This is a genomic window from Pseudomonas sp. Fl5BN2, assembly GCF_009908205.1.
Taxonomy (GTDB): domain Bacteria; phylum Pseudomonadota; class Gammaproteobacteria; order Pseudomonadales; family Pseudomonadaceae; genus Aquipseudomonas.
The window spans coordinates 166,305-189,919 of the sequence record NZ_JAAARL010000010.1; the positions used below are offsets into that span (position 1 = coordinate 166,305).

At 58.0% G+C, this 23,615-nt stretch carries 21 protein-coding genes and 1 pseudogene; 6 read left to right on the top strand and 16 right to left on the bottom strand.

What is annotated here, in order from left to right; genetic code table 11:
- The first annotated feature begins 80 nt into the window (after positions 1-80).
- Positions 81-1,562, top strand: a complete 1,482-nt coding sequence (locus tag GV819_RS16110; RefSeq protein WP_161757049.1) for a methyl-accepting chemotaxis protein — start codon at positions 81-83, stop codon at positions 1,560-1,562.
- 142 nt (positions 1,563-1,704) lie between these two features.
- Positions 1,705-2,020, top strand: a pseudogene (locus GV819_RS16115) (terminase).
- Positions 2,021-2,024: 4 nt separating this feature from the next.
- Here the strand turns inward: GV819_RS16115 and GV819_RS16120 are convergent.
- From GV819_RS16120 to GV819_RS16130, 3 genes are all read right to left on the bottom strand, one after another.
- A complete protein-coding gene (locus tag GV819_RS16120; RefSeq protein WP_161757050.1) occupies positions 2,025-2,822 on the bottom strand; it encodes an acyl-CoA thioesterase in 798 nt (265 codons plus the stop codon).
- A 109-nt stretch (positions 2,823-2,931) separates the two neighbouring features.
- The gene (locus GV819_RS16125) at positions 2,932-3,699 is read right to left on the bottom strand and encodes a CHAD domain-containing protein (RefSeq protein WP_161757051.1); all 768 of its coding nucleotides are present in this window, start codon (positions 3,697-3,699) and stop codon (positions 2,932-2,934) included.
- A 143-nt stretch (positions 3,700-3,842) separates the two neighbouring features.
- Positions 3,843-4,121, bottom strand: a complete 279-nt coding sequence (locus GV819_RS16130; RefSeq protein ID WP_011062563.1) for a hypothetical protein — start codon at positions 4,119-4,121, stop codon at positions 3,843-3,845.
- Positions 4,122-4,341: 220 nt separating this feature from the next.
- Between GV819_RS16130 and GV819_RS16135 the strand changes: the two genes are divergently transcribed.
- The gene (locus GV819_RS16135; RefSeq protein ID WP_161757052.1) at positions 4,342-5,376 is read left to right on the top strand and encodes a patatin-like phospholipase family protein; all 1,035 of its coding nucleotides are present in this window, start codon (positions 4,342-4,344) and stop codon (positions 5,374-5,376) included.
- A gap of 28 nt (positions 5,377-5,404) precedes the next feature.
- Here GV819_RS16135 and GV819_RS16140 read toward each other — a convergent pair whose 3' ends face one another.
- The 6 genes from GV819_RS16140 to kdpF form a co-directional block, all read right to left on the bottom strand.
- A complete protein-coding gene (locus tag GV819_RS16140; RefSeq protein ID WP_161757053.1) occupies positions 5,405-6,100 on the bottom strand; it encodes a response regulator in 696 nt (231 codons plus the stop codon).
- Positions 6,101-6,202: 102 nt separating this feature from the next.
- The gene (locus tag GV819_RS16145; protein ID WP_161757054.1) at positions 6,203-8,854 is read right to left on the bottom strand and encodes a sensor histidine kinase; all 2,652 of its coding nucleotides are present in this window, start codon (positions 8,852-8,854) and stop codon (positions 6,203-6,205) included.
- Between the two features lie 145 nt (positions 8,855-8,999).
- Positions 9,000-9,545, bottom strand: coding sequence for a potassium-transporting ATPase subunit KdpC (kdpC, locus tag GV819_RS16150; RefSeq protein WP_161757055.1), 546 nt, complete (start codon positions 9,543-9,545; stop codon positions 9,000-9,002).
- An 82-nt stretch (positions 9,546-9,627) separates the two neighbouring features.
- Positions 9,628-11,712, bottom strand: coding sequence for a potassium-transporting ATPase subunit KdpB (gene kdpB, locus GV819_RS16155; protein ID WP_161757056.1), 2,085 nt, complete (start codon positions 11,710-11,712; stop codon positions 9,628-9,630).
- Between the two features lie 10 nt (positions 11,713-11,722).
- On the bottom strand, positions 11,723-13,417 hold the full coding sequence (gene kdpA, locus GV819_RS16160; RefSeq protein ID WP_161757057.1) for a potassium-transporting ATPase subunit KdpA: 1,695 nt from the start codon (positions 13,415-13,417) through the stop codon (positions 11,723-11,725).
- Between the two features lie 11 nt (positions 13,418-13,428).
- Positions 13,429-13,518 (bottom strand): K(+)-transporting ATPase subunit F, encoded by a 90-nt coding sequence (kdpF, locus tag GV819_RS16165; protein ID WP_016964080.1) that lies wholly within the window; start codon positions 13,516-13,518, stop codon positions 13,429-13,431.
- 344 nt (positions 13,519-13,862) lie between these two features.
- Here kdpF and eat point away from each other — a divergent pair, with 344 nt between their 5' ends.
- Together eat and GV819_RS16175 are read left to right on the top strand one after the other, a co-directional pair.
- Positions 13,863-15,227, top strand: coding sequence for an ethanolamine permease (eat, locus tag GV819_RS16170; RefSeq protein ID WP_161757058.1), 1,365 nt, complete (start codon positions 13,863-13,865; stop codon positions 15,225-15,227).
- Positions 15,228-15,358: 131 nt separating this feature from the next.
- Positions 15,359-15,526 (top strand): DUF2897 family protein, encoded by a 168-nt coding sequence (locus GV819_RS16175; protein WP_161757059.1) that lies wholly within the window; start codon positions 15,359-15,361, stop codon positions 15,524-15,526.
- 45 nt (positions 15,527-15,571) lie between these two features.
- On the opposite strand, the gene GV819_RS16180 is transcribed toward GV819_RS16175, so the two are convergent.
- Together GV819_RS16180 and GV819_RS16185 are read right to left on the bottom strand one after the other, a co-directional pair.
- Positions 15,572-16,423 (bottom strand): urea carboxylase-associated family protein, encoded by an 852-nt coding sequence (locus GV819_RS16180; protein WP_161757060.1) that lies wholly within the window; start codon positions 16,421-16,423, stop codon positions 15,572-15,574.
- Positions 16,424-16,438: 15 nt separating this feature from the next.
- Positions 16,439-17,092: a GntR family transcriptional regulator gene (locus GV819_RS16185; protein ID WP_161757061.1), complete on the bottom strand. Its 654-nt coding sequence runs from the start codon at positions 17,090-17,092 to the stop codon at positions 16,439-16,441.
- Positions 17,093-17,283: 191 nt separating this feature from the next.
- On the opposite strand from GV819_RS16185, the gene GV819_RS16190 reads away from it, so the two are divergent.
- Entirely contained in the window at positions 17,284-17,844 is a 561-nt protein-coding gene (locus tag GV819_RS16190) for a TetR/AcrR family transcriptional regulator (protein ID WP_161757062.1), read from the top strand.
- Positions 17,845-17,867: 23 nt separating this feature from the next.
- Here GV819_RS16190 and GV819_RS16195 read toward each other — a convergent pair whose 3' ends face one another.
- From GV819_RS16195 to GV819_RS16215, 5 genes are all read right to left on the bottom strand, one after another.
- Positions 17,868-18,662 carry an SDR family NAD(P)-dependent oxidoreductase gene (locus tag GV819_RS16195; RefSeq protein ID WP_161757063.1) on the bottom strand — a complete coding sequence of 265 codons (795 nt, stop codon included), beginning with the start codon at positions 18,660-18,662 and terminating at the stop codon, positions 17,868-17,870.
- Positions 18,663-18,862: 200 nt separating this feature from the next.
- Positions 18,863-19,192 carry a ComEA family DNA-binding protein gene (locus GV819_RS16200; protein WP_161757064.1) on the bottom strand — a complete coding sequence of 110 codons (330 nt, stop codon included), beginning with the start codon at positions 19,190-19,192 and terminating at the stop codon, positions 18,863-18,865.
- 109 nt (positions 19,193-19,301) lie between these two features.
- On the bottom strand, positions 19,302-21,296 hold the full coding sequence (locus GV819_RS16205) for a nucleoside-diphosphate sugar epimerase/dehydratase (RefSeq protein ID WP_161757065.1): 1,995 nt from the start codon (positions 21,294-21,296) through the stop codon (positions 19,302-19,304).
- A gap of 76 nt (positions 21,297-21,372) precedes the next feature.
- A complete protein-coding gene (locus tag GV819_RS16210; RefSeq protein WP_161757119.1) occupies positions 21,373-22,392 on the bottom strand; it encodes an MraY family glycosyltransferase in 1,020 nt (339 codons plus the stop codon).
- A gap of 107 nt (positions 22,393-22,499) precedes the next feature.
- Entirely contained in the window at positions 22,500-23,462 is a 963-nt protein-coding gene (locus tag GV819_RS16215; protein ID WP_161757066.1) for a UDP-glucose 4-epimerase family protein, read from the bottom strand.
- Positions 23,463-23,615 lie beyond the last annotated feature (153 nt).

Sequence of the window (23,615 nt, forward strand, 5' to 3'; positions counted from 1 at the left end):
TCAAGATTTTTCCGAGAGCATGGCGGCACAATAATGGCACCTTGCCAATACTGTTCCGCTCAATCAGAGAAGACCTTCTTATGGGTGCCTGGCTTAGCAACATCTCGCTGAAATACAAATTCTGGGCAGTCAATGCGGTCGCCTTCGTCACCACCTTGTTATTAGTGCTGTACGCAGTGCAACTGGAGCAACAGGCTCGCGGCCAGGCAGCACAGGCCTCTGCCCAGACCCAGGCCCACTTGCTCGGATCCTGGCCTGCCGGACAGCCCCTGCCCAGTGACGAGCACCTGCTGTACTTCGCCCAGGGGCAGACTCCCAGTATCAACGAACAGGCATTGCCCGAGCTGAACGGCGCCAATGGCTGGGTCGAGCTCAATCACTTGCCACTGTTCGGCGACAACCCACTGTTAGGCGCCGAAGTCATCCATCGCGCCGACGGCCAACAGGTCGCGGTTCTGGCCCACGCCCCAAGCCTCGTTCAGGTCTTCAGTGATCGCTTCACCCACTATGCAGTCGCCGTGTTCATCCTGATGTTCGCCATGCTGTGTGCTTCGCAGTTGCTGATCCGCTTTCTCCTCAGCCAACTCAACACCCTCAAGGATGTGATGCTGCACGTAGAAAAGACTGGCGACCTGTCCGCCCGCGTCCCGCTGTCCTGCAAGGATGAAGTGGGCCAGATGGCCAGCGCCTTCAACGCCATGCAGGCCGGGTATCAACGAGTGGTAAACACCGTGGCCAACACCGCCAGGCAGCTGGACCAGGGCGCTGCCCGCCTGGCCTCGAGCATGAACGACGTGCGTCATGGCATGCTCGGCCAGCAGAGCGAAACCGATCAGGCCGCCACTGCTATCAATGAAATGTCCGCCACCGTCTACCACATCGCCCAGCATGCCGGCGCCACCCGGGATCTGTCGCAAACCGCCGACGCGCTGGCTGGCACCGGGCACGAAGTAGTCGGCCGGGTGCAGAAGTCCATTGCCGGGCTGTCCAATGGCGTGCAGCAAACCGCCGAGATGATTCAAAAACTCGCCGAGGACAGCCAAAAGATCAACGGTGTGGTCAACGTGATCCATAGCATCGCCGAACAGACCAACCTGCTTGCGCTCAACGCGGCCATCGAGGCCGCCCGGGCCGGAGAAATGGGTCGCGGCTTTGCCGTGGTAGCAGACGAAGTACGCAATCTGGCCAAACGCGTGCAAACCTCCACCGATGAAATCACCAGCATGGTATCTGCCCTGCAAGCGGGCACCCGCGACGCGGTGGACTTCATGCAGGAAAGCTCGTTCAAGGCCGACGACTGCGTGCAGCAGGCCCAGGAAGCTGGGGCGGCACTGGCGGAAATTACCAGCGCGGTGGCACAGATGCGTGAAAGCAACACCCAGATCGCCGTAGCTGCGGAACAACAGAGCCAGGTGGCGGAAGAAATGAACCGAGCAGTAGTGAGCATCCGAGACGTCACCGAAAACACCGTGCAACAGACCGTCGCCTCTGCCACCACTAGCGGTGAACTGGCGACCCTGGCCGGCGAGCTGAGCAAGGCCATCGGCCAGTTGAAGCTCTGAGCAGCGCACCCAACAGGCTCAGCACCAGCACTTTGCCCCCTACCCGCTGGCTATCAGCCCGATAGCCAGCTTCGATTCGCCGCAAGACCGCCTGCGCCCTATTCTTGGTTCATCAGTTTCCATGAACCAGAGGATGATCAACATGGGCAAACGTCACCCCAACCTTCCTGCCTGGCAATGGCGCGTCTACCCGCAAAGCCACCAGCATCCGACCAACCTGGTACTGCAGCTGATCGCCGTGCCGCTGTTCATCGTCGGTTTTCTGCTGGTCGCTTCAGGGGTGTTTTCGTTGAGCTTCCTGAGCCTGGCAATCGGCGTGGTCGGCATCCTGGCGGCTCTGGGCTTGCAGCGTCACGGCCACAGCCTGGAGGCGTAAACCTCCGAGCCGTTCAGTGATCGTAAAGATGCAGTGCAACGCCTACTGGTGGCGCGCCTGGTTGCAACGCCACCGGCACTGAAGGCTCAGGCGAAGATCGTCACCGTCTGCCGGCTCAGGGCAATCAACTGCCCATCGGGGCTCCACAGCGCCGCAGCGGCGTGGCCATAACCGTCTCGGGCATGTTCGACTTCCACCCGGTACTTGCACCAGTCCAGGGTACTCACCTGCAGCAGCGGCTGGACGAACTCGATGGTCCAGGTCAGGGTGCTGCCGGCCGCCGGCTTGCTCAGGTGCGGCAACAATGCCGGCGGCCAGGCATCCACCAGCGCCAGAATGTGCGCCTCGGTCACCGGTTCCTCCTTGACATCCCCGCGCAAACGCACCCAGCCGCCCATGTCCCGAGAACGGTTACCGGTGAATGGCAGGCCGCCAATGCTCCAGCGCATCGCCAGATGACGCATGAACTCCGGTGTCACACCCTTGATATAAGGCAACTCCTGGCAATCATCCCAATGCTTCATCTCCGGCGCAGGTTCGGCGCCAACCGTTACGCAAGATTCACGGGAAGCTCCAAAGCTGCCCTGTACCAGAGTCACCACCTGACCTTCCTGCATGACCCGCCCCAGTACCTGGCTGACGGCCTTGCCTTCACGCAGCACGTCCACTTCAAAACTGACCGGTACATCCGGCGCCACTGGGCCGACAAAGGTAATCGCCAGGGATCGTACCGGCCGCTCCGCCGGAACCTTGGCCCGCATCGCTTCATACTGCAGGGCCACCACCAAACCACCGAAACTGGCGCGACCCTGAGCCCACTCCGCCGGAATGGTCAGCGACTGGGGCTGGCCGCGAACGGCTTCGAGCAAATCGTAGAAACGCATGAAAACCTCGGGGAAGGGAAAATAGACGGAGGAATCTTAACCAGCGTCGCAGAGCCGTACAGCAACTATTCCGGCCAAAGCAGCGGACAGATAAGCCGCCGAACAGCGATCAGCGCCCGAAGCAATCTCCGTGCAACTGGTCCAACACCTGATCAGCACGCGCCTCGGCCTTGAGCATGGTGCGACGCCAGAGTGCTACACAAGGCCGCAGATCCACCTGCTGTTCGGCCTGGGCCAGCCATTGCCAGCAGTCATGCCAATCCCCCAGAGCACCCTGTGCGGCCTTGAGGCGTTTCATGGCTTTGGCAGGCAAGCGATCCAGCTCGGGATAAGCATCAGCCGCATAACGTACACGTTTGATCAACAACCGCAGGCGATGCCGGTCATGGGCGGGGTCCAGGAGCGCCTTACCCAGGACTTTCCACTGTTTGGCCAGGCGCTTTTCAATCCGTCCACGCAAACCACGGAGCAACCCCTCTCGCCCGGAGGCTCGCAGAAATCGCGGGAATGCATCCAGCACCAGAAACAGCTGCGCCAACTCAGGCCCCGCTGCCACCGCCGAATATTCATCGAGCAACTGGGCGGTACGGTGCTCGGCGGCGGCATGCTGACCATGCTGATGCAGATAGGCCGCCAACACTTCACGATCACGAATCGGTGTTGTCAGGCGCCCCACTTCACTGGCGGCGGCCTCCAACTGCTCGACGCCGGGCAACCCGCGCAGCGGACGCAGCAAGCTGCGCAGGCGCCGCACACTGATACGTAAGTCATGCAGGGCCTCAGCATCGGTGGCGGCGGCCAATCGTGCCTGACAGGCCAACAAACTCACTTCCAGGCTCAGGATCTGAGCCACCAATCGGTCGACCAAGGCAGACATCACGGGTTCCCCAACAAAACTCACAAGCCTGGTTTCGGCTCATCCAGTTCCAAGAATGGCACCGCTGGACCGCGACCGACATTGCGCCAAGTCATTCAGGCCCACGGTGATGATTGTCGCTTCAGCGTAGCGGTTGTAGCGGCTCAACGCCCGGCACGGGACTCACGAATATAGAAGCGCGCCTTCTCGGCCTTGTTGGTGCAGCCTTCAAAGGCTTCGAATTGCTGCTGGGTCTTGGCGCCTGTCAGCAGCGACAACGCCTTGGAGTAACTCACGGTGCCAGCGAAACCTTCGGCCTTGGCCAGGTCCAGTTCATGCCAGGCGGCGTCCAACTGAGTGCCACAACTGTCGCGATAGGCGGTCTTGCCCGCGCAACCGGTCAATACCAATGCAATCAGGGGCAAGCAGATCCAGGCTTTCATCAATGACACCTCAAGAATAGGAAACAGTCGTACAGGTTAAGACGGTGGCGACAGCAAAAAGTGCCAAACCCAACCCTTGGAAAATATAGCCGCAGGAGCATAGCCGCGCGGCCCGATACGCCCTAGAAAAACCACCGGGCAGTTCCTGCACTGCATCAGCAATTGAACCTCGAGGCGCTATGGGTGCATTGTTGCAGCCTGTTTGGCGAAGGGATGAATCATGAACAAACGTGTCGCATTGGTCCTTGGCTCAGGAGGCGCTCGCGGGTATGCCCACATCGGGGTCATCGAGGAGATCGAAAGACGCGGGTATGACATCGCCTGCATCGCCGGTTGCTCAATGGGCGCAGTGGTGGGTGGCATCTATTCGGCGGGCAAGCTCGCCGAGTACCGCGAGTGGATCGAAAGCCTGGATTACCTCGATGTACTGCGCCTGGTGGACGTGAGTTTTCGCCTGGGCGCGATTCGCGGCGAAAAGGTCTTCGGGCAAATTCGCAAGATCGTCGGCGAAGTGAACATCGAAGACCTGCGCATTCCCTATACGGCCGTGGCCACCGACCTGACCAACCAGCAGGAAATCTGGTTTCAGGAAGGCTGCCTGCATCAAGCCATGCGGGCTTCCGCCGCCATCCCCAGCCTGTTCACCCCAGTGATGCAAGGCAACCGGATGCTAGTGGACGGCGGCCTGCTCAACCCGCTGCCAATCGTTCCGGTGGTCTCCAGTCATTGCGACCTGATCATTGCGGTCAACCTCAACTCGACCAATCAGCGTCATTACCAACTGCCGGTGATCCAGCGCCCGCCTGCGTTCAAAAGCCGCTTCGACAGCCTGATCAATTCCCTTGGCTCGCACCTGCCGTTCCGGCGCAAACAGGCCGAGCAACTGTTACTGCTCGAACAAGAAGCCTTCAGGAGCGAAGCGGCCGAGATCAATCCCTGGGTCGAGGGCGCCGAGCCGGAATCCCAGCAGCCGGCCGCAGCGCCGGAATCCGACGGCGCCCCCAAGTCCGCCAGTGGCTCATTCATCATCGACAACGTCGGCCCAGCCTCGCTACTGGACCTGGTGAACCAGAGCTTCGAGGTCATGCAGACCTCCCTGGCGCAGTACAAGATCGCTGGCTATCCGCCGGATATCTTGATCAACGTACCGAAGCGCGTATGTCGATTCTTCGAGTTCTACAAGGCACCGGAGTTGATCGCCCTGGGCCGGGAAATCGCCAGTGACACCCTGGACCGCTACGAACAGGAACAGTAGCCAGCCCTGAAAGCCTGAGCCGGAAGGCTCAGGAATCCCCACCCACTAGACGGTAGCCAACCCCCGCTTCAGTGACGATGAAACGCGGCTGGGTCGGATCGTCCGCCAGTTTCTGGCGCAAGTGTCCAACCACGATGCGCAGATAGTGACTGTCCTCGGTGTGGGTCGGTCCCCAGATATCCTTGAGCAACTGCTGCTGGGTGATCACCCGCCCAGGATGCCGCGCCAACTGCGCCAGCACCGCATATTCCTTGCGGGTCAGGGCCACTTCAACATCCTCCAGCAACACCCGACGGTAAGCCAGATCGACCGTCAGCGGCCCCACTTGCAGTGCCGCTTCCTGCACGTCTCCCGCCGGCGCCTGGCGCAACAGGGCACGGATACGCGCCAGGAACTCCTGGATGCCGAAAGGCTTGGTCACATAGTCGTTGGCACCGCCGTCCAGGGCTTCGACCTTCTGCAGCTCGCTGGCACGCACCGAAAGCACCAGCACCGGCACCGCCGACCACTCGCGAAACTCGCGCAGTACCTGCTGACCGTCCATGTCTGGCAGCCCCAGGTCGAGTACCAGCAGGTCCGGCTTGTTCAACGCCGCTTGGGCCAGGCCCTCGGCGCCGTTACCGGCTTCAATCACTTTGTATCCCTGGGACGCCAGGCTGATGCGCAAGAACTTGCGGATCTGCGGCTCGTCGTCGATGACCAGGATGGTTGCGGTTTGGCTCATGGGTTCAATTCAAGACAAATTAGAGGCAAAAGAGTAGCCCAAGGCCCGCCGATGATCCCGGTAGCGCTTGTACTGCATGGAAGCACCGCGTTCTACAGGGTTTCACAGGTCATGCTCAAGCTCCGGCTGGGTTTGCAGCGGCAAGTGCAGAGTAATGCAGGTACCGTGGCCGCCGATGCCTTCAGCGACACTGATATGCCCGCCGTGGGCGCCAACCATGCCCTGACAGATCGCTAACCCCAGCCCCGTGCCCTGCCCACCCCGGTCGCCACGGGCAGCGGTGTAGAACATGTCGAAGATCTTCGCTCGTTCGTCCTCGGGGATTCCCGGACCTTCATCGCTGACGGCAAAGCTCAACGCCTGCTCATCGGCACTGACCTTGAGTTGCAGGCGGCCCTGGGGCGGTGAGAAACGTGCGGCATTCTCCAGCACATTGACCAGGGCCTGCTCGATCAAAGCCGCGTGCACATAAAGCAATGGCAGGTTTGGCGGTAGCTCGGTGCTCACCTGCAACGGTGCCAGCACCGCACGCAGGCGATTCAGTGCACTGCCGACGATGTCCCCCGGCGCGACCCAGTCGCGGGCCAGCTTCAACGCACCATGGCCAAGCCGGGTCATGTCCAGCAGGTTCTGGATATAGCGATCCAAGCGTTCGGCCTCATCGCGAGTGCCTTCGAGCAGTTCACGACGGTCCTCCAGAGGAATCGCCTCCCCCAGCGCCAGCAAGCTGTCGATACTGCCGCGCATCGAAGTCAGTGGCGTGCGCAGGTCGTGGGACACCGAAGCCAGCAAGGCGCTACGCAATTGCTCAGTTTCACCGTGCAGCCGCGCCGCCTCCAGGTCTTCGGCCAGACGTGCCCGGGCCAACGCCTGGGCCAGTGGCTGGCTGAGTGCGGTGAGCAGGCGCCGACGCTGGCCGCTGAACTCTTCGCCTTCCCTAGGGCAGACACCCAGCAAGCCCAGGGGGCCATCATCTACCGACAAAGGCCACCACCACCAACGTCCCAAAGGCAAAGTCCCGGTGCCAAGCCCCGCAGGCTGATCATGCTGCCAGGCCCAGTCGGCGGCGGCACGCTCGGCCTCGGAAAACTGCGGCGAGCTGCCGGTTTCAACTTTCCAGCCGCCCTGCGCGTCACGATTGAGCAGGCAAATACGCAGTTCATCACGACCATTCAAATGCTGGGCCGCGGCACTGATCACTGCTTGGCGGTCGGTGGCAGCGGTGAGCTTGCGCGACAGGTCCAGCAGTTCGTTGGTTTCCTCCTGGGTATCGCGCAGGGCCTGCAACTGCCGACGCTGACGCGCGGCCAAATTGCCGGTAAGCGCGGCCATAAGCAGGAAGAACAACAGAGTCAGTACATCTTCTTCGCGCTGAATGGCGAAGGAGAAACTCGGCGGGATAAACAGAAAGTCATAGCTCAAGAACGACAACGCAGCACAGACCAGAGACGGCCCGAGGCTACTGCGCACTGCCACCAGCAACACCGCGGCAAGAAACACCAGGGAGATGTTCGGCAACGGCAGGACACTGGCCACGCCCCAAGCCAGGGCACTGGCCAGCACCGTCGCCACCAACGCCAGGGCATAGTCGAACCATACCAGCGAACGCTTGGCCCGCAAGCCCGGCTGATGAGGCTGCGGCTCGCTGTCCAGGACGTTGATTTCCAAGCCATCGGCATTGCGCAGCAAGCGCGCCGCCAGGCCGCCACCCAACCAGCGCCGACGCCAGCCGCGACTGGACTGACCCACCAGCAACAGGCTGGCGCGACGCTCAGCAGCATGCCGGATCAGGGTCTTGGCCACCTCACCGGCCCGTAGCAGGACCACCTCCCCGCCCAGGCGCTCGGCCAGTTGCTGGGCCGCCTGCAAGCGCAAGCGCGACTGCTCATCACGCACGCTCCCGTTGTCTACGTGAACCAGGCTCCAGGGCAGGTGCCGGCGCTGTGCCACTCGGCTGGCATGGCGCACCAGGCGTTCGGCCTGGGCATCGCCATCGATCCCCACCAGCAAACGCCCGCGCACTGCCGGCGCCGCCTGCCCCAACTGGCGATAGCCCAGGGCCAGATCGTTATCCACCTGGGCCGCAGCGGCCTGCATCGCCAACTCGCGCAGAGCGGTGAGATTGGTCTGGGTGAAAAAAGCATCGATGGCCGCCCGCGCCTGCTCCGGCACATAGACCTTGCCGTCGCGCAGCCGCTCCAGTAATTCGCGCGGTGGCAAGTCCACCAGCAGCAGTTCATAGGCTTCCTGCAGCACCCAATCGGGCAAAGTCTCGCGCACCTGGACCCCAGTGATACCGCGCACCTGATCATTGAAGCTCTCCAGGTGCTGGACATTGACCGTGGTGAACACGTCAATTCCCGCCGCCAGCAGCTCCTGAATATCCTGCCAGCGCTTGGCATGCCGGCTGCCCGGTGCATTGCTGTGAGCCAGTTCATCCACCAGCACCAACTTGGGCTTGGCCTTGAGCAGACCGTCCAGGTCCATCTCTTCCAGCATCACCCCGCGGTACTCCGAACGCACCAGGGGTTGCTGCGGCAGCCCCCCCAGCAGCGCCTCGGTCTCAGCACGGCCATGGGTTTCCACGACCCCGGCGAGCACCTTGACCCCTTGGCGCAATTGCGTATGGGCAGCCTGGAGCATGGCGTACGTCTTGCCGACACCGGGAGCGGCACCGAGGAAGACCTTGAGCCGGCCACGGCCATCCCGAGGCAGATCAGCGAGCAGCGCGTCGGCGCGGCCGGAATCACTCATGGGTTATCTCTCTGCAACAAAATATTCAGTTCAATTCGCACTTTAGCTGCTGCGACAGGCCATGCGTTCCATTGAAGGAAACGCCATTCTTGAGGGCCGCAAAAGCCGCATTGGCCTTATCGCAGCCTCGCAGACCCAGCACCGGCTACAGACGCTCCAGGGCCATATTCAGGGACAGTACGTTGACCACCGGCGGCCCTACCAGCGGACGCTCGACATGGGCCTGAACCAGTGCCTCCAACTTGGCTGGCGGCAGATTGCGCGCCGCCGCGACACGCGCCAGTTGATAGTCAATTGCTTCGGGTGGCAAGTGCGGATCAAGACCACTGCCCGAGGTGGTCAGCAATGCCAGGGGCACCGCTCCTTGACCCGGAACCTGGAGCTTGTTGGCATCGTCAATCACCCGTGTTGCCAGCGCCGGGTTGCTCGGCGCCAGGTTGCTGGCGGCGCTGGAAACCGTGGCAAAGGCACCCGCCGATGGGCGCGGATGGAACCAGGCATCACCGACAAAATCCTGGGCGATCAGTGCCGAGCCGCGCACCTTGCCGTCGGCATCACGCACCAGGCTGCCATTGGCCTGGTCCACAAACGCCAACTGGGCCACTCCGGTGACCACCAGCGGATAGGCCACACCGGTGATCAGGGTCATCAATACAATCAGGCTCAAGGCCGGACGCAATACGCTAGACATCTCTCAATCCTCGATTCGTTCAATTCCGGCAGGAACCAGCATGGACGCCTTCATCGGCGAGCCGGCTCCTGCAAGAGGGGCGTTACACCAGATGCAGCGCGGTCAACAGCATGTCGATCAGCTTGATCCCGACAAAGGGCACGACTATCCCACCCACGCCATAGATCAGCAGGTTGCGCCGCAGCAAGTGGGCGGCGCTCGCCGCCTGGACCCGGACCCCGCGCAGAGCCAGGGGGATCAGCACCACAATGATCAGGGCGTTGAACACGATCGCCGAGAGGATCGCGCTCTGCGGGCTGGTCAGGTGCATGATGTTGAGCACGCCAAGCTGTGGATAAATCACCGCGAACAGCGCCGGCAGAATGGCGAAATACTTGGCCACGTCGTTGGCGATGGAGAACGTGGTCAGGGCACCGCGGGTCACCAGCAGCTCCTTGCCGATCTGCACCACATCCAGCAGCTTGGTCGGGTCGCTGTCCAGGTCGACCATATTGGCCGCCTCGCGAGCCGCCTGGGTGCCGTCGTTCATCGCCATGCCGACGTCGGCCTGGGCCAGTGCCGGGGCATCGTTGGCGCCATCACCACACATGGCCACCAGACGTCCGTCGTTCTGCTCATGACGGATACGCGCCAGTTTCTTTTCCGGTGTGGCTTCGGCCAGCACATCATCGACCCCGGCTTCGGCAGCAATGGCGGCGGCAGTCAGCGGGTTGTCGCCAGTCACCATGACGGTGCGGATCCCCAGTTTGCGCAACTCGGCAAAACGCTCGCGGATACCTGGCTTGACCACGTCCTTGAGGTGAATGGCGCCGAGCATCCGGCCTTCGGCGCAGACCAATAATGGGGTGCCACCGCTCTGGGCGATCTTGTCGATTTCCCGGGACAGGGCCGGTGCCAGGTCACTGCGCTTCAGACCGACGAAGTTCAGCACTGAATCCACCGCGCCCTTGCGATAGATCCGGCCCTGGTAGTCAACGCCGGAAAGACGGGTTTCCGCGCTGAAGGGCACTGCAGTCAACACCGCACTGCCCGGTTCAGGCTGTGGATAAAGTTCGCGCAGGTACTCGACGATGGATTTGCCCTCAGCGGTATCGTCCGCCAGGGAGGCTAGCAGTGCCGCCTCGGCCAGTTCCTTGGCGCTGACACCCGGGGCCGGATGAATGGCGCTGCAGCGGCGATTGCCGAACGTGATAGTGCCGGTCTTGTCCAGCAGCAGCACATGCACGTCGCCCGCGGCCTCTACCGCGCGACCGGACTTGGCGATTACATTCAGGCGCACCAGGCGATCCATCCCGGCAATCCCGATGGCCGACAGCAGACCGCCGATGGTGGTGGGAATCAGGGTCACCAGCAACGCCACCAGGAACACCAGCGGCAGGCTGCCGTTGGCGAAGTGGGCGAAGGGCTGCAGGGTTACCACTACCAGCAGGAAGATCAGGGTCAGACCGATCAGCAGGATATCCAGGGCCACTTCGTTCGGCGTCTTCTGCCGCTTGGCGCCCTCCACCAGGGCGATCATGCGATCCAGGGTCGACTCACCAGGGTTACTGGTGATGCGCACCAACAACCAGTCGGAGACCAGACGGGTATTGCCGGTGACCGCCGAGCGATCACCACCGGACTCACGAATCACCGGCGCCGACTCACCGGTGATTGCCGCCTCGTTGACGGCGGCAATGCCTTCGATGACCTCGCCATCTCCGGGAATCATCTCCCCGGCCTCGACCCGCACCACATCACCTTTGCGCAGGTTGGCCGCAGGCACCATTTGATAGCTACCGTCGGCGGTCCTGCGGCGAGCGCTCAAGCCTTCGCTACCAGCCTTGAGGCTGTCGGCACGGGCCTTGCCACGACCTTCTGCAAGAGCCTCGGCAAAGTTGGCGAAGAGCACGGTAAACCACAGCCACAGGGCTATCTGTGCAGCGACGAAAGTCGGTACCGCAGGGTCCGGAATGAAACACAGCACGGTGGTCAGGATCGCCGTCAACTCGACCACCAGCATCACCGGCGAGCGCTGCAACTGGCGCGGGTCGAGCTTGACGAATGCCTGGATCAGCGCCGGGCGCCACAAGGCCGAGATCGCAGTGCTCGAGGCCTCGCCATGTGTGTGTTTGCCCTTGGTGGCCGCGTCAACGGCCTTGTTGGAGGCAGGAACATGCATATTCATCATCAGGTCCTCAGAAGCCCATGCTCAGTTGTTCGGCAATAGGGCCCAACGCCAGGGTCGGCAGGAAGGTCAGGCCACCCACCAGCAAAATGGTCACGGTCAGCAAAGCCACGAACAACGGACCGTGGGTGGGGAAGCTGTTCTGGCCGATAGGTGCGATCTTCTTCAGCCCCAGGCTGCCAGCCAGGGCCAGCACCGGCAGAATGTAGCCGAAGCGTCCAATCAGCATGCCCAGGCCCAGCATCAGGTTGTGGAACGGGGTGTTGGCACTGAAGCCGCCGAACGCCGAGCCGTTGTTGGCACTGGCCGAGGTGTAGGCATACAACAGTTGGCTGAAGCCGTGAGGTCCCGGGTTGCTGATGGCACCTGCAGGGCCAGGCAAGCTGGCGGCCAGGGCGCCCAGGACCAGAACGCCGATCGGCATTACCATCAGGGTCACCACCAGCAGTTGCACCTCCTTGGCCTGGAGCTTCTTGCCCAGGTACTCCGGAGTGCGGCCGATCATCAACCCGGCCAGGAACACCGCGATCAACACGTTCAGCAGCATGCCGTAGAGGCCAGCGCCAACCCCCCCGAAGATCACTTCACCGACCATCATATTGATCAGCGCCACCATGCCGCTCAGAGGGTTCAGGCTGTCGTGCATGCCGTTTACCGAACCATTGGAAGCTGCGGTGGTAGTGACCGACCAGAGCACCGTGGCGGTAGTACCGAAGCGTGTTTCCTTGCCCTCCAGCGGCGCCGTCTGTTCCACCGCGGCATTCTGCAGCGCCGGGTTCGGCTGGTACTCCGCCCACAGCGAGGTAGCGCCACCAATCAGGAACAAGGCAAACATGCAGGCAATGATCGCGCGGCTCTGGCGCAAGTCCTTGACGTAGTGACCGAAGGTGAACACCAGGGCCACCGGAATCAGGATGATCGACACCAACTCGAACAAATTGCTCCAGGCCGTCGGGTTCTCGAACGGGTGCGCCGAGTTAGCGCCGAAGAAACCACCACCGTTGGTACCCAGTTGCTTGATCGCAATCTGGCTGGCCGCCGGGCCCAGGGGAATCACCTGGTCATTGCCTTGCACAGTCAGCGCATCCACGTAGTGGGCAAAGGTCTGGGGCACACCCTGCCAGACCAGGAACAGAGCCAGCAGCAGGCACAGCGGCAACAGGCCATAGAGGGTGGCGCGGGTCATGTCGACCCAGAAGTTGCCCAGGGTACGCGCCGAACGGCGGCCGATACCCCGGCACAGGGCAACCAGCACAGCCAGGCCGGTGGCGGCACTGACGAAGTTTTGCACAGTCAGCCCAACCATCTGGCTGAGGTAGCTCAGGGAAGCCTCGCCGCTGTAGGACTGCCAGTTGGTATTGGTAACGAAGCTAACGGCAGTGTTGAACGCCAGGGTCCATTCCTGCCCTGGAAGATTCTGCGGGTTGAGGGGCAAGTGGTCTTGAAAAAGGAGGATAGCGAACAGCAGGACAAATCCGGCCAGGTTGAAGACCAGCAAAGCCAGGGTGTACTTCTGCCAGCTCTGCTCCACCTGCGGATCGACACCGGAAATCCGATAACAGATGCGCTCCACTGGCCCCAGTATCGGGCTCAGCCAGGTGCGCTGACCTTCCATCACCTTGTAGTAGAAACGTCCAAGCCAGGGCGCGGGCAACAGCACCAGCGCAAAGAAGGCAAGGATCAGCCAATAGTCATAACTGTGCATAGCCGCAGCTCCTAGTTCCGATCCGCGCGCAACAGCGCAACCAGTAGATAAACGAACAGGCCCACTGCTAGCAGCAGCGACACCGCGTCCAGAATGTTCATGGAATGTCTCCGAGGTACGGCGCTTGCCGCGAATGCAGACATTGTCCGCAGGGTGCCTGTAAAGGAACGAGATCGACGGGGTGGGCGACTCATAAAGAAAGCGTAAAGACTGGCTTTATGCGGCGTTTACGCGGGCGGCGATAGGACGGGGCCAGGGATGCGAACGGCCGCCCTGCCCTAATGGGAGGCGCAGCCATGCACCAGGTTGAACGCAGTCAGCGGTAAAAACCCGGGAAACATCCTCGATACGACAGCTTTCTGGACTTTACGACGGTCGCCGCAAGACTGGCATGGCCACTGCACGGGCCAGTCCCGAGCACTTCCAACCGTTCAGGGAGCAACCAATGAACACACAACTCAAGCCCACCTTGGGCACGCTGCATTTATGGGGCATCGCGGTCGGCCTGGTGATCTCCGGGGAATATTTCGGCTGGAGCTATGGCTGGGGCGTGGCCGGAACCTTGGGCTTTCTCGTGACCTCATTACTGGTCGCGACTATGTATACCTGCTTTATATTCAGTTTCACCGAGCTGACCACAGCGATTCCTCATGCAGGAGGTCCCTTTGCCTACAGTCGTCGCGCCTTCGGTGAGAAAGGAGGATTGATTGCCGGGTTGGCGACCCTGATCGAATTCGTCTTCGCACCGCCGGCCATCGCCCTGGCCATTGGTGCCTACCTGAATGTGCAATTCCCGGCGCTGGACCCAAAGCATGCTGCGGTTGGTGCGTACATCGTCTTCATGGGCCTGAATATTCTCGGGGTGAAGCTGGCGGCCACCTTCGAACTGGTGGTCTGCATATTGGCGGTGGCTGAACTCCTGGTGTTCATGGGCGTTGTGGCCCCAGCGTTCAGTTTCAGCAATTTCGCCCTCAATGGCTGGGCTGGAGCTGACACCTTCGGCGCCCCAGCAATTGCCGGGATGTTTGCGGCCATCCCCTTCGCCATCTGGTTCTTCCTGGCTATCGAAGGTGCGGCCATGGCCGCCGAGGAAGCCAAGGACCCCAAGCGCACCATCCCCAAAGCCTACATCAGTGGAATCCTGACCTTGGTACTGCTGGCGATGGGGGTAATGTTCTTCGCCGGCGGCGTGGGCGACTGGCGTACCCTGTCGAACATCAACGATCCATTGCCCCAGGCGATGAAAGCCGTGGTCGGTGACAGTTCCGGCTGGCTGCACATGCTGGTGTGGATCGGTCTGTTTGGCCTGGTGGCCAGCTTCCACGGAATCATCCTCGGCTACTCACGGCAGTTCTTCGCCCTGGCACGAGCCGGTTACCTGCCGACCTACTTGGCCAAGCTGTCGCGCTTTCAGACACCGCACCGGGCGATCATCGCCGGCGGCCTGATCGGCATCGCCGCGATCTACTCCGATGGCCTGATCAACCTTGGCGGCATGACCCTCACCGCAGCGATGATCACCATGGCCGTGTTCGGGGCGATCGTGATGTACATCATGAGCATGCTCAGCCTGTTCAAACTGCGTAAGGCAGAGCCGAATCTGCTGCGCACCTTCCGCGCCCCTGGCTATCCACTGGTACCAGCCATCGCACTGACACTGGCAGTTGTGTGCCTGGTGGCCATGGCCTGGTTCAACGCCCTGATCGGCTTGATCTTCCTCGGATTCATGCTGCTCGGTTTTATCTACTTCCAGCTCACCGGGCAATTGCGCGCCAATGCTCCGGCGGACGCCATGCTCACCGGTCTTTAGGCTGCGACCGCGCCCAGAAGACCGATCAGGCATACAATGGAACCAGTGCGAAGCGCTTTAACTCAAAGCGTTACAGGCAGTGCCGGGGGCGAACCTCCGCCCTCGGAAAACTGCCGATTAAGGAGAGCCCTATGCCCTGGTATGCCTGGCTGATTCTGGTGGTTGCTATCGGTTCGATCGTCGGCGGCTTGATGATGCTGCGCGACACAGCCAACAAGGTCGAGCTGACCGATGAGCAACGTAAGCGCGTGGCCGAACGCAATGCGGAAATGGATGCCAAGGAAACCCAGGACCGTTAACCTCTCCAGCCCCTTCACCCATGGATGAAGGGGCTGTTTGAGGCGTTACTTTTCCCACTCGGCCTTGGCGATGTGCAAACCGTGCTGACCTTTGTAGGCTGCCCGTTCCGGCGGGCTCCAACCCTCGAGCAATGACGCCTCAAGGCGATAGACCTCTACGCCCAGCGGGCGGCACACGCTTAATGGGTCCTGAGCCTCTGGGCCCCACATTGGCAAGGACAGATCCCCTCCCGGACAGGTCGACAACGCACAAAGCAGGTCGATTTCGGCAAAAAACTCCAGGTAATCTCCCTTCTGTGCCGGGCAGGCCTTCATGAAATACATGTCGTCATGGTTAAGGCCCGTGCACTGGAAAATGTTCAAGACGTCGTGCACATCGAATTCGGTGAGACCGTGGGGCAGGACAGCCCGCGTCAGGTTGGAATGGCAGTGATGATGAAAATCCTCGCCCGTAAGCATGCGGTTCACATAAGGGTCGCAACGGGTGCCCAAAAGATCATGCAACCGCCCACCGTGCTCGTCGATCCCGTAATGCGCCAGGCTGTCATCAGTGATCGTCACCAGCGGTCGCAGAAAGGGTAGATTCGACCAGAGCCGATCGTAGGTACTGACATGTGCTCCCTGCAACTGCCGGGTACGAGCGGCCCACAGTCGCTCTCGCGGGTCATTGGCATTCCAGACGTTGAAGTCTCCCACCTGCGGCCCCTCCGGAGTGGTCACTCGAAACACATGCCCCGCCGGCACCGTCCAGGCACGACCAGTACGAATCGGTACTTCGAATTGCTCAATCAATATGCGCTGTGCCTGGTTGGCGCGGATGCGTTCATAAAAAGCCGTATCCACCTGTAGTGCCGAACCTTTGCTGACCTGATAAGCCGCTGGATAGTCTTTGTACATGGGTATCGCCCTCGCTCAGTGACGGAAGGATTGGCTGAGTATGTTCAACAACAAGCGCTCGGAGTCGTCCAGATAAAGCTCCATGGCCTCGCCAGCGGAGATTTTGTCTCCCTCTACCAGCGACTCATGGATCTGCCGATCACGCATCAGCCAGGGAGCCTGGAACAGCGCTTCATCTGGCGCGACACAAAACACCAGACGCAACTGCGCCACTACATTGGTGAAGAACTCATCGAACAGTCGCGAATCCAGCAGCGCCACTACATATTGGTGAAAGCGCAACCCATGGGTACCGACGGCGCGCCAGTCTTCACGCTCTCTGGCCAACTCGGCCGCCTCGATAGCATCAAGCATGCGGTCCGACTGGTACTCACGCAGCGGTCTTGCATTGAGAATCGCCTGCAACTCCAAGGTGCGGCGCACTCGGAACAGATCGCGAACGTCGTCACTGCCAAGACAACGAACTACCACACCTTTATGGCGTACATAGGAAGTAAGCCCTTCCTGCCCCAAGCGGTGCAACGCTTCACGAATGGTGTTGCGAGACGCGTTATAGGTGTTGACCAACACACTCTCTACCAGAGGCATCCCAGGTAATAGCCGGCCACCGATAATGTCAGCACGCAGCTCCAACGTAATATGATCCGCAAGGGATAAACCATTGCTCATGGAGGCCCCTGAGGATTGTTCAACAACTGTTGAGTAAGCAGTAACCACTTATCGTGCCAGCTTCCAAATGACCACTCATGACATGAAAACCTGTCTGAAAGCTGTAACCAGGTTCCAAAGCCCGCTCAGAAGTTGGACGTAACCCAATGAACATTGGTTAAAATAGTGGTCTAGTTGCGGAGGTTTCTCAGATGCGTTATTCAGCAGACCACAAAGCCCAGACACATAAACGCATTATCAAAGAAGCTTCGAAACGTTTTCGTCGTGATGGAATAGGTGCAACGGGCTTACAACCACTGATGAAAGCCTTGGGCCTGACTCATGGAGGTTTTTACTCCCACTTCAAATCCAAGGAGGAGTTAGTAGAAAAGGCGCTTTCAGTGGCGGCCGATGACCTGGACACCCATTGCGCCAAGCTATTTGCACAAGAGCATCCTTTGGTGGCGTTTATCGACAACTACCTTTCCGAGTGGCACCAGAGCTCACCTGATCAAGGTTGCCCACTGCCAACAATGAGCTCGGAACTAGGTCAACGAGGCCAACCCAGTCCCACTACCGATGCGGTCCTCACCGCCCGAGTGACGCAGGTAGCGGCAACCCTGGAAGGCGAAAACAAAAGTCAGCGCAGCCTGTTGATCATGTCGACTCTGGTCGGCGCCTTGATGCTCTCGCGCAGCGTGGAAAGCCCAGAGTTAAGCGTGCAGATACTGGAGGTCGTTCGTGAGGGCTTGAAAGACCAGGAACGGGCGTAAGGCACCCGCCCCAAGTGCATGCCTTACTTGTAGCGTGCAGCAGCGCTACTCCTCGACAAGTTGGGCCCCAACGCCAGACGCGCCGCTACCAGCGCTTGCCAGTCCGCCGCGTCGGGCAGTGAAGGTAGGGTGATCAATTCCCCCTGATCAAAGCCACTTAAAGAAGCATCGACCATCTCTCCAACCTCCATCACCATCTCAGGTGGAATAGTTGTCGCATCCAGGCCTGATCGCTCCCAGATCTCGGTACGAGTAATCCCCGGCAGGACTGCCTGAACCTGGACGCCGCAGCCCTTCAACTCGCCCTGCAGCGACTGCGTCAAGCTGAGCACATAAGCCTTGGTGGCACTGTAAGTCGCATTGAAGCGCTCCGGGATCAAGGCTACAACCGAAGCAATATTAATGATTGCTCCTCGTTCTGCAGCCGAAAAACTAGTGGCGGCCGCTCCAGCCAGACGGGTCAAGGCCACCACATTGAGCTGAATCATGCGTTCCATCTGATCCAGATCAGCACCAGCCAAAGGTCCGTTTGCAGCTACCCCGGCATTGTTCAGCAGTAAACTAATGCTCGAGTCCTCGCGCAAGCGTTGCTCGACCTGCAGCAGATCATCCTTGAGCGTTAGATCAGCTTTAAGCACCTCGACTTGCACCTGATACTTATCGCTCAGGACCTTGGCTGCCGTCTGCAAACGTGCTTCATCGCGGGCTACCAACAACAAATCAAAACCTCGCGCTGCCAACCGCTCAGCGTAAACCGCACCGATACCGGATGAAGCACCAGTTATCAACGCCGTACCTTGTGATCGAATCGGACTCATAGCTGTACTCCTGACGGTGCATGCAAGTAATGGACGCTCTCTGATTTGAAAAACAGAGACGCAACAAAATATTACGATAATAATATTTTATGAGTTCATGAAAAAAATCTATCTCGTCGATACACGCTCACTTTCAGGCTACAAGGTTACGAAACATAAAAGGCCGGTCAAAGACCGGCCTTCATCGCGACGAGCACAGATCAGTTGACCGTCAGCTTGTCTCGATTGCGCTCCAGAATAGTCTTGCCGATACCTTTAACCTCCAACAACTCATCGATCGAAGCGAAAGGACCGTTCTCTTCGCGATAGGTAATTATTGCCTTGGCCTTAGCCTCGCCAATTCCAAAGAGCTCTCGCTGCAACGAAGACACGTCGGCAGTATTCAGGTTGACCTTGCTTGTTTGAACAGTTGAATGCTCTGCCACTACTGGCGGGGTTACCTCTGTTTTAGTGACCTGCACCGCATGGGTGGCAAGCGAGAGGCTGGCTAGAAAGGCAAAGATCAGTGAGGAAAAATAAGGGTTACGCATAATGACGCTCCATGACATCGATAAGGAAAGCAGCTTTCCGAAGCTGCCTTCCAAACCTAGGTGATGCAGGGGGCAAGTCAAAGGCAGGAGGGTTACCGGTTGTGTAGATTCAAGGTTCCAATCGGCGTTGCTGGTAGATCCAATCGACAATTTCGCTGTCTGGCGTATAGCCACTTACCGTTTCACGAAGTAATTGACGAACCTTCGAATAATCATCCAACTCAAGCGCCGTAAGGAGTTCGTTCAATTTTTCCTTGAGCGTATCCCAGGGCAGATGATCTTCATTAGCACTCATAATCATGGGATGCCGAGTAGCCACTACGTTGTCACCAATCAGCAACTCTTCGTAAAGCTTTTCACCAGGCCGCAGGCCAGTGAACTCGATGGATATATCGCCATGAGGGTTCTTTTCTGAACGCACGCTCAGCCCGGAAAGATGAATCATCTTTTCTGCCAACTCAATAATTTTTACCGGCTCCCCCATGTCCAGCACGAACACATCACCGCCCAGGCCCATCGAACCGGCCTGAATGACCAACTGTGCGGCTTCCGGAATGGTCATAAAGTAACGTGTAATCTTGGGATGAGTGACGGTCAACGGCCCACCAGACTTTATCTGCTTATGGAACAGTGGGATTACCGAACCCGAGGAGCCTAATACATTACCAAAACGGACCATGGTAAACCGGGTTTTATTAACCCGAGATATGCTTGACGAATCATTGAAAAATACAGGTGCCAACTCTTTACTCAAGGCCTGCAGAGTGAGCTCTGCCAAACGCTTGGTGCTCCCCATTATATTTGTTGGTCTAACAGCCTTATCAGTGGAGATCAGCACAAAGTTAGCAACACCCGATTGCAATGCAGCTTGCGCAGTATTAAGCGTACCCATGACATTATTAAGTACGCCCTCAGCGATATTATGTTCCACCATAGGCACGTGCTTATAAGCAGCTGCATGATAAACAGTATCAACACGCCAGGAATTCATAACAGACAACAGTTTATCGTAGTTACGCACCGAACCTAGAATCGGCAGTAGCCTGACCGCTCGAGACTCTCTCGAAAGTCGCTGCTCAAGCTCGGACAAGATACTATAAAGATTGAACTCACTATGATCGAGTAATATTAAAGTAGTGGGGCCCAAGTTCAGAATTTGCCGACACAACTCAGAACCAATAGACCCTCCAGCCCCCGTCACCAGAACAGTTTGACCTTTAATACAGTGGGCGAGCAGATCTCCTTGAGCAGGCACGGAATCTCGCCCAAGCAGATCGGCGATATCTACTTCCTGAATGTCATCTACCTTTACTCGGCCACTGGCGAGATCCATAAAGCCTGGAACGCTTCGGACATGAAGAGGAAAACCCTCCAAATAACCTAATATCTCTCTACGACGACTACGAGTGGACGAAGGGATCGCAAGAAGAATTTCTTCTGCGTCAGTTTCGTCAATCATCTGCTGCAAATGTTTGGGTTTGTAGACCTGGATCCCTGCAATCATTCGATCTGCGATACTGCTGTCATCATCGATAAACGCAACCGGACGCATCATGCGTCCTAATCGCAATGCTGCAACCAGCTGATTACCAGCAGCCCCCGCACCATAGATGGCGACTTTAGGCAAACCATCATCTCGATTGGCAAACGGTACGTGCTGGGCAGTGGTGAACCAATCACCCAGAAAGTACTGCCGCATGAGCAGCCTGAGACCTCCGATCAGCACCATGCTCAACCACCAGTAGTTGAACACGATTGAGCGAGGCACTAGGGTCTGATGATTGCTATACAGATAGACAATCAATGCAAGAACCAAAGCAGACAGCGTCACCGCTTTTACTATGGCAATGAGGGCATCGTTGCCAAAGTAACGCATGACCGCACGATACATTCCAAACCGAATGAACAGAGGAATAGCAACAATTGGCGCACTGGCAAATAGCCAGAAGTGCACAACGAAGGGGTTATTCAGGTCATCAAACCCTAGCCTGACGACAAACGACATCCACAACGCGACCCACACCAGCAAAATATCGGTGATCACCTGCAGAATTCTTTTTTGTCTGCGTGGAAGCCTCAACAGGCATGTTCGTATTTTATCCATAATCCCTTTTCGAACCTCGAACCCTAGCCTCAACCTTTCTTACACACCACTCGGCCGCTTCTGGCGCTGGGCTAGATTAGCCAGCCTGTTCCAACTCACCAGCATGAAACCTGAAAGCAAGGAAAAGCAAAGGTACATAAGCCAGCATTAGACCAATAGTACCATCCAGGCCGAGCAGCCCAACGCATATGGCTATGGGAAACAACCAAAGTGCATTGATCGCCAGCACTGCAAGGGTCACTGGTAAATGCCGACCAAACTGACGAGACGCAAATTGATAAGCATGACTGCGGTGCGCTTCATACACTTTATCCCCTCGTAACAATCTACGAGTCAGAGTAAAGGTCGCATCAACAATGAACACACCAAGAAGAATCAGCCAGATCCAAAAAAATCTTGGAGAAGTCCAGGCCGCTTGAATTGAGAACACTCCCAGCACAAGCCCGAGAAACCCACTTCCCGCGTCACCCATGAAGATACGTGCCGGAGGAAAATTCCAGTAGAGGAAACCCAGCACTGCCATCGCCAATAGCAGTGGAGCCCAAATCAACGATGTGTCTCCCGCTAACCAATAGATGACACATGCGCCAAAGCAGGCACTGACCGCCTGTACACTGGCTAACCCATCAATACCGTCCATGAAGTTGTATAAATTGAGCATCCAGACTAGATAGAAAGTGGCAAAAATATGCCCCACCCATGAAAAATTGAAGTCAATCTCAAACAAACGAACAGGTGGAAAGCCACTCAGGCAAACCAGTACCCAAATCGCGGCAATGAAGTGAGCAAGCAGCCTCCAGCGCGCAGCAATGTGCCCGTGATCATCAAGAAAGCCAACTACAGCAGTTAACGCTCCAGCCCCCCACAGAGCCCAGATATAAGGCCAAGGAATATCAACAAAAAGGCTTAGAATCGGGGCGATTGCAAGAAAGCTTAGGACAATTGCCACCCCTCCTCCCCTTGGAGTAGGTATGGAGTGGGAGCTGCGACTATTGGGGATGTCCATCAAACTGCGTGCTAATGCATAACGACGCAGAACCCAAGTTAACAGAAGCGAAATACCGACCACTGCCAGCATCAACCACCAGATCGCCATGGACATTCTAATTCCTAAAACCGAATGAGAGAGCAAGCACTACAGGCATCGATCTCATTAAACAATAAAAACAATCTATTGATGCAATCTTCAAGAGGCACAAAAAATCAGACCTGCTCATCAAGAAAATATTTGGCTGTAGCATCGAAAGCTACATCGACCGCGATCGGCGGGGTCCAACTTAACAACTCACGATTCTTGGAAATATCAACCTGAAGCGACCCACACAATCGCTGGGAGAGTGATTTTTTACCAAAAAAAAATGCACAAACCGTCAAAAAAACACTTGGCACGGGCAACAAACGAGCAGGTTTCCGCAGCGCGCGCGCCATTCGCTGCAACAACTCTGTTGTTGAGAGGTCGTCACCATCACTGACCAAAAACTTCTGATTTGCTGCTTTAGGGTGCGCGATACAAACAATTATCAGATCAACCAAGTTACCCAACGCCACTAAACTACGGCGATTGTGTATTGCACCAAAAGGTAAAGGTATACCCTTATGCAACCAGCGCATCATATTCAAGAAGTTGGCCTTCACGCCAGGACCGTAAACTAGCGTTGGGCGAATGATCACGACCTCCATTCCAGTTTGAGCGGCAATGATCATCAGTCCATTTTCCGCTTCCATCTTGGAGATGCCGTAAGGGTCCACCGGTGCAGGGGCTGCATCAGCGGTGTAGGGAACATCGAGAGATGTCTCCTCTCCGTTGACCTTGATGGAGCTGATAAATACGAAACGACGTACACCTTTTTGCGCAGCTTGCCTCGCTAGATTTAGAGTCCCTTCTACGTTAACTTTTCGAAATGAGGCAAGAGGATCAACAGAGGAGTCATTCATTACATGCACACGGGCGGCTGCATGTATTACAACATCACAACCCACTAAAATATGCATCCAATCCGTGGCACCGTCGATCTGGTCAATCTGCGCAACACTAGTAGTTACTGGTAACCCATAGATATGCTTTCGTACCGCAACCACCAACTCGTGAGCTGTGGTCTTGGACAAACAGTCATGGACAGCTCTCCCTACAAAACCGGATGCCCCCGTCAAAAGTATCCTGCCCATTTCCTATGCGAACCTTCTCAAACCGGCGCTACAGAGTGGTATCTGAAACACTCAAAAAGACATTATGCACTTGTAGAGCTCAGATGAGCCATCTCGCTATCGAGTAATACTCGGCATAACACTAAAACTAAAAATAAAAGCCACTCCATCAAT